This window comes from Aeromonas sp. SrichE-2G, from assembly GCF_017939565.1.
Classification (GTDB): Bacteria; Pseudomonadota; Gammaproteobacteria; order Enterobacterales; family Aeromonadaceae; genus Aeromonas; species Aeromonas taiwanensis.
In genome coordinates this window covers 1-567 of the sequence record NZ_JAGKRG010000046.1, presented here as the reverse complement: position 1 = coordinate 567, position 567 = coordinate 1, and the positions used below count along the sequence as shown (strand labels likewise).

Genomic DNA, 567 nt, shown 5'->3' with positions numbered 1-567 from the left:
CGCCCCCTTGATGTTGATGGTCAGCTTGGCAATGCTCTCGTCCCCATCCGCATCCTTCATCGTGTACCAGACGTCGTAGCTCAGGTTCGAGCCTGCCGTCAGCGCCTGCGTGGCCGCCTTGCTGTTGTCCAGCGTATAACTCCAGGCTCCAGTGGTCGGGTTCTGGGTAAAGGTACCGTAAGTACCAAGGGCACTGACCGCAGCACTGTTGTCATGCCCGGTCGCACTCCAACCCACGAACACCGCCGGGGTATCCGCACCGGACACATCGTTGTCCAACACGTTGCCATTCAGGCTGCCGGCGCCATCCTCCGTGACCGTGCCACCGGTATCATTGTTTGCAAGCGGGGTGTCATCGACAATCCGGATCTGCAGGTCAGCTGCCGACGAGGTCACACCACTGACCCCAGTCACCGTGATGAAGTTACCTATGTCGTCGAAATGATCCGTGGCTGCCGGCGGGGTCAGCACATTGTCCGACAAGGTATAGGTGTATCCAACCGTCGCACTCTTGCCATCCGCGCTCAACGTCACGCTGGTGATATCCAGCAACCCATTACCGGTATT

The 567-nt window shown here is 58.9% G+C and carries 1 protein-coding gene; it reads right to left on the bottom strand.

The features are described 5' to 3' along the window. Window positions 1-552, bottom strand: a 552-nt coding sequence (locus J9885_RS14955) for a VCBS domain-containing protein (RefSeq protein WP_210549909.1), incomplete at its 3' end; no start/stop codon positions are given. Between the last annotated feature and the right edge of the window lie 15 nt (window positions 553-567).